Here is a 6,000-nt window from a genome sequence, read left to right on the forward strand (position 1 = left end):
GGTCACCGGGATCGGGCGCACCCGCGCGCCCGGGTCCCGCCGCACGCTCGGGTACTGCCTCGGGACCCGACGCTGGCGCGACTCAGCCGTTTCCTGCCCCATCCCGTCCCGGCTCGGTCTCGGGATCCAACGCACCAGTCCGTCCCGGTTCAGCCGCAGACTCCGGCAGCTCCTCGGGAGCTGGTACCCCCGCCAAGCCTGGAACCTCCTCGGGAGCTGGTGCTTCGGTGCACGGCGCAGGCTCGGCCACCGCCGCGACCCGACCGGCGCCCACCTCGTCGGGGGCGAACGTGTCCCCGGGATCCGGCGCGACGCCCGGCGGGAGTTCGACCGCGAAAGAAGATGCGGCCAGCTCGCCGACGCGTCCGGCCCCTGCGGCATCGTTCGGAGCGGACGCGCCGTCAGGATCCGGGAATGCCGAGGAACAGCGCGCGGCAGCCGCTCCCACTCGGCCGATTCCAGCACCCTCGGTGCCGAAGCAGACATCGACGAGCGCCGGTCAGTCGGGTGCGTCGACCGGGGATATCGCCGCGCTCGGAAAGCCCGCGGCCCCCAACCAGCCGAGCGGAGCAGCCAACGCACCGTCACCAGCCTCCGTCCCGGGCGGCACCGGCCAACGAGATCGCGGCACCCCCTCGCCCGCTCCCGCACCGGGCAACACAGCCGAGCCGGGCAGCAGCGGCCAACAAGGCAGCGGCCCAGCCCAATCCGCTCAATCGCCGAGCGGCGCAAACACGTCGGGCGGCGTGGGCCAACGCGATAGCAGCGCGACCTCGCCTGCTCCCACGCCAGGCGGAGCTGGCAAGCCCGGCAACACAGCCGCGCCGGGTAGCGCGGGAGGTAGCGGCGCAAGCCCGTCCGTCCCCAGGCCGGACGGCACAACCAGGCCCGGCGGCACAGCCTCGCCTGGTCCCGTGCAAGGCGGGGCCGGACAACGTGAGGGCGGCGCGGGCTCGTCTGCGCCCGGGTCCGCGAAAGCGGGTGCTGCCGCCGATTCCGCGCGGTCCGGGAGTTCTGCGGCGCAGACCATGAAGATCTCGCGTAGCGACGTCGAAGGCACAGATAAGTCGGTCCCCGCGAACACACCAGCGGCGGTTCCGGGTAAGCCGACGCCAGGTGCTGGCTCCTCGGGTGGGGTGGCCGATATTGTCTCCGGGCCGAATGCACCGACCGCGGCGATCAAACGGGACGGTCCTGCTGGTGATACGGCGAAGCCCGCTGCGGCGGCTGCCGCGGCCGGTGGAGCTGCTGCTACGGCCGCCGAGGGATCCGGTACAGCCCCGGCCGCAGCGGTAGGCGACAAGTCCGCGGCGCCCGCCGCACCGAGCGCCGCCGAATCGACTGCTCACTCGCCACGTTCCGAAGGCACCGACCCGGCGCCAAGGGAAACTCGCGCGGCCGGACCCGATGCGGAAACCGTTGTAATTCAGCGGAATTCGGGCCCGGCACAGTCCACGGCACCGGCAGACAACACCGTCGACGATGGCGCTGGTGCCGATGCGGCGACGATGGTGATGCGCCGGGTCGACCCGAAGGCCGAGTCGGCGGGCGGCAAGGGTGCCGCTCCGGCGCGGCCGGACGAGCCGGATTTCGCAGGCGCGGATGACAAGACCATCGCCATGCCGGTGGTCTCGAAGCTGGATGCCGAGCAGACCGTCGCGCTGCCGATCCAGAAGCCGGCCGAGAAGCCGTTCGACAAGGACGCCACGCAGCGGATGCGCACCGATGCCGGGACCAAGCCCAGTACCGACCGGGTCGTTGCGCCGGCGGCTCGGCCCGGTCCGATCACCAAGCCGCCGAGCACGCCGCGGCCCGCAGCCGGTCCGAAACAGGCTGGAGCGCAAGGGTCTTCGCCGAGTGGACCGGGGGTCGAGGAGACCGCGCCGTCGGCACCGCGCGGGCCCGGCCAACCACTTCAGGTCGCGTCGGCCCCGTCACCTGCCGATACGCAGAAGACTCGCCCCGCCCAGCCGGTCACCGGGACACCACCGCCGCGGCCGATGGCGCAGCCGCAGCGATACACGCCGCCTGGTCCGCGGCCGGCGGACACCGAGGCACCGGCCGCGCCTTCGAAGCGCTGGCTGTTCATCGCAGCGGGCGCCGCGGCGCTCATCGCGGTAATCGGGCTAGCGGTCGTGCTCATCGGGGGCCGGAGCGACAACTCCCCGGAGGCGAAGGTGCGCGCCACCATCACCGACTACACCGCGGGACTGAAATCCGGTGATCTCGCGGCGCTGCGCAAAACCACCTGCGGGCAGTTGCACGACTTTTATCAGGGCATTCCGGCGGACCAGTTCGCGGGCGTGCACCAACTGTCGGTGGATCGCAAGAATATTCCCGTGGTGGCGAGCGTCGATACGATCAAGATCACCGATAAGACCGCGATCGCACAGGCCACCGTCTACACCGACGCGGATCCGACGAAGCGCTCGGCGCGGACTTTCGATCTCGAGCAGACCACCGATGGCTGGAAGGTCTGCGACCCGCCGAGCGCCGGGACGCCGTAGCCGAGAGGTGACGCCGAGTCCTGCAGGACACATCCATAAGTAAGCCCGCTAACCGGGTCGCAAACGTCACACTTACCTGGTCATTGGACCGGTTCGCCAGTAGCATGGCCCGGATCATGGCCAGGGAGCAGACAATCGAAAAGCCGGAAGCCGAAGTGGTCGAGCAGACAGCCACACTGGCGGGAAGCCGGTTCCGGGTGCGCGAACGCTATTCGGTCGGCCGGGAGAAAGTCCGCGAGTTCGCCCGCGCGACGCAGAGCCGGCACAGCGCGCATTACTCCGAACTCGATGCGCGTGAGCTCGGTTACGACCGTATCGTCGCACCGCCGACATTCGCCTCGGTCATCGGCATCAACGCGACCCGAGCCTTGCTGGATTCGGTGCTCACCGAATACGACCTGTCCCAGATCCTGCAGACCGATCAGGTCTTCGAGCTCACACGCCCGATCGTGGCGGGCGACCGGCTCAGCACCGAGGTCGCGATCGACTCGATCCGCCAGTACGCCGATAACGACTTCATCCTGGTCACGTTCTCGCTGACGAACCAGCACGGCGAGATCGTGCAATCGGGTTCGACCACCATCGTGGCGCGCCGCGGTGTCGAGGTGGATCCGAATATCGCGGCCGCCGTCGAGAACATCATGATGCACACCCGTCCGGTCACCGTCGGTGATATCACGGTGCCGGACAGCGGCCCGCTGGTCGCGTTGCCCGCGGATGCCCCGGCCCCAGGGCGGCCTGCGGCGCGCAGCGCATCCGTGCGCTCCCTCCAGGACTTCGACCGCCTATCCGTCGGCGATCAACTCCCGGCCGAGACCGCGCAGGTGACGCGCGGCGACCTGGCCAACTATGCGGGGGTTTCCGGCGACCCCAACCCGATTCACTTCAGCGAGCGCGCGGCCCAATTGGCCGGGCTGCCGACCGTGGTGGCGCACGGCATGCTGACCATGAGCCTGGCCGGTGACTATCTGACCTCCTGGCTCGGTGATCCGACGGCGATCGAGAAATTCAGCGTGCGGTTCGCCGGATTCGTTCCGGTGACCACCGAGGCGCCGAGCTCCGTCGAATTCAGCGGAAAGATCAAATCGCTCGATCCGCGCACGCGGACCGGGACCATTCTGCTGGCGGGTAATTCGGAGGGCCGCAAACTCTTCGGCCGAGCCATCGCCGAGGTTCGATTCGCCTAGCGGCGCAACCTCATTCGGTGGTCGCGTGCACGAGGTATACGTTGTAGTCGTTCCAGGTCGCCCAGCCCTACTTACCGACCGATTCCCCAAGTGCCGCATGGACATCCAGAATTAGCAGGATCTCCTACTTCATTTTCGAGACCGCAGCCAGGCTGCCCTGCTACCGTCCACACGACAACTCGAGTCGGGGTGAGTGGCGTCCACCGGGGGAGCAAAGGGCCTCCGGTGGTTCTCCTTTCGACCATAGGACAACCATGAAACCTGCTGTGCACCCCAGATCGCTGCCCGGAACCGCTATGGCCATCCTGATCGGTTGCGCCGCCATCGCATTCGCGGCACCGACGGCCACCGCCGATCCGCTGACCGACCTGCTGTGCAACTCGGGCTCCGCCCAGTTCTGCCCGCCCGTACAACCGCAACAGAACTTGCCGAACAACCCGCCGCCCCGATCACAACCACCGCAGACCCAACCGGCGCCCTACTACAAGAACTGCGACGAGGTCCGCCGAGCCGGACAGGCGCCGCTGCACCGCGGCGCCCCGGGATATGCACCCCACCTGGACCGCAACAATGACGGAATCGCCTGTGAATAACGCGTACTGACATCGGCGTGGAAAGCGGAGCAGGATGGAGAATGTGAAAGCTTCAGTGATCTTTCGTGCTATACCCGCGCTCGGTGTGTGTCTGGTGATCGGCGGCCTCGTGAGCGCGTCGCCGATCGCCGCCGCCGATTCATCCAGCCCCCAATTCGTTGCCGGGCCGGATAGTTCGCTTCCGGTGCCCACCTATCGACCGGGGCCGAAGGGGTCGAATGTGCCGCCGCCGGAGCAATCGAAGGAAGAGGCGCCGCGGTATTACACCGATTGCGATCAGGTTCGGGCCGCGGGGAAGCTGCCGCTGTATCGGGGGCAGCCCGGATATGCACCGTATCTGGATCCGGATGGCGACGGCATCGCATGCGACTGAGCGGTTACTGGACGGCCTGGAACACCAGAACCGTTGCGCCGATGCGGATATTATCGCCGTCGGCGAGCAGCGCACCGCTTTCGATCGCCTGGTCATTGACGTAGACGCCGTTGGCCGAATGCAGATCCTTGATCAGCAGCCCAGCCCGGCTCGGCATGATGTGCGCGTGGTAGCGGCTGGCCTTCGGATCATCGAGAACCAGATCGTTATCGGTCATCCGGCCGATTCGCATGCCGCCGTGCGCGATCGTGGTGACCCGACCATCCGGCATGCGCAGCTGACCGCTGCGGATGGCACGCGGCATCTCGGTAACCGTCTCGGTCATCGCCGCGGCAAGCCGCGCGGTGCGCTTGAGCTCCATCGTGCTCAGCGGTTCCTGCCGCAGCACCCGCCGCTCGAGATCGACCAGGACCGGGCCCGGATCGATACCGAGTTCATCCGCGAGCACCGTGCGCACCCGACGGCACGCGTCCAGCGCATCGGCCTGCCGCCCGGATAGATACAGCGCGGTGATCAGCTGACCCCACAGCGGCTCGCGCAGCGGATGCTCATTGGTCATCGAGACCAGCTCACCGATTACCGCTGACGCACGCCCACAGGCGATTTCGGCATCGATACGGGCCGAGGCGGCCTGTAGCCGCTCCTCGTCCATCGCGGTGGCGAAACCATCGGCGAACTGCAATCCGGCCAGATCGGCCAGTGCCCGACCGCTCCACTCGCGCAACGCTTTTCCGAACAGTTGCGACGCGGCCACATGGTCGCCGACCTCGGCGGCGCGCGCGCCCGCATCCCTGGCCGCCTCGAAGCGGCCGAGATCGCAGCCATCCTCCGGGATCTCGAGTCGGTAGCCGGACGATTCGGTGCGCAGCACCATGGCCGGATCCACTCCCGAATTACGCAGCGCCTTACGGATATTCGAGACGAATACCTGCAGGCTGGCGGCGTAGGAATCGGGTGGATCCTCATTCCAGACCATATCGGCCAGCGCAGCCGAAGCCACCGCGCGCCGTCGATTGATGGTCAGCGCGGCGAGCAAGGCTCGCGGCTTGGGCCCGCCGACCGCCACCGGTTCACCACCGACCAGTAGTCGCACGGGCCCGAGCACGCGCACATCCAGACTCATGTGCTAATAGCCCCTGTTTCCATTCGCGGTGTTCGCGGGCGCTGTATCCATTGTGCGGCGCTCCCGGCGCCCTCCATGGTTACGCTCCGCTACCTCCTCCGGGCACGTCGCTCGCGCCGCCGTATCCATTGTGCGGCGCTCCCGGCGCCCTCCATGGTTACGCTCCGCTACCTCCTCCGGGCACGTCGCTCGCGCCGCCGTATCCATTGTGCGGCGC

Annotated in this window: 5 protein-coding genes; 4 read left to right on the forward strand and 1 reads right to left on the reverse strand. The window is 68.1% G+C overall.

Annotation, left to right across the window (positions count from 1 at the left end; translation table 11 throughout):
• The first annotated feature begins 1,028 nt into the window (after positions 1-1,028).
• The 4 genes from AB0L63_RS08860 to AB0L63_RS08875 all read left to right on the forward strand — a co-directional run bounded on the left by AB0L63_RS08860 (position 1,029) and on the right by AB0L63_RS08875 (position 4,660).
• A complete protein-coding gene (locus tag AB0L63_RS08860) occupies positions 1,029-2,507 on the forward strand; it encodes a hypothetical protein (RefSeq protein ID WP_364496725.1) in 1,479 nt (492 codons plus the stop codon).
• A 116-nt stretch (positions 2,508-2,623) separates the two neighbouring features.
• Positions 2,624-3,694, forward strand: coding sequence for a fused (3R)-hydroxyacyl-ACP dehydratase subunits HadA/HadB (locus AB0L63_RS08865; RefSeq protein WP_364496728.1), 1,071 nt, complete (start codon positions 2,624-2,626; stop codon positions 3,692-3,694).
• 266 nt (positions 3,695-3,960) lie between these two features.
• Positions 3,961-4,287: an excalibur calcium-binding domain-containing protein gene (locus AB0L63_RS08870; protein WP_364496731.1), complete on the forward strand. Its 327-nt coding sequence runs from the start codon at positions 3,961-3,963 to the stop codon at positions 4,285-4,287.
• A gap of 43 nt (positions 4,288-4,330) precedes the next feature.
• Complete coding sequence (locus AB0L63_RS08875) at positions 4,331-4,660, forward strand: excalibur calcium-binding domain-containing protein (protein WP_364496734.1); 330 nt, start codon at positions 4,331-4,333, stop codon at positions 4,658-4,660.
• Between the two features lie 4 nt (positions 4,661-4,664).
• On the opposite strand, the gene AB0L63_RS08880 is transcribed toward AB0L63_RS08875, so the two are convergent.
• Positions 4,665-5,783 (reverse strand): BTAD domain-containing putative transcriptional regulator, encoded by a 1,119-nt coding sequence (locus AB0L63_RS08880; RefSeq protein ID WP_364496736.1) that lies wholly within the window; start codon positions 5,781-5,783, stop codon positions 4,665-4,667.
• Positions 5,784-6,000: the final 217 nt, after the last annotated feature.

The sequence above is a fragment of the Nocardia sp. NPDC051990 genome, from assembly GCF_040680755.1.
Taxonomy (GTDB): Bacteria; Actinomycetota; Actinomycetes; order Mycobacteriales; family Mycobacteriaceae; genus Nocardia.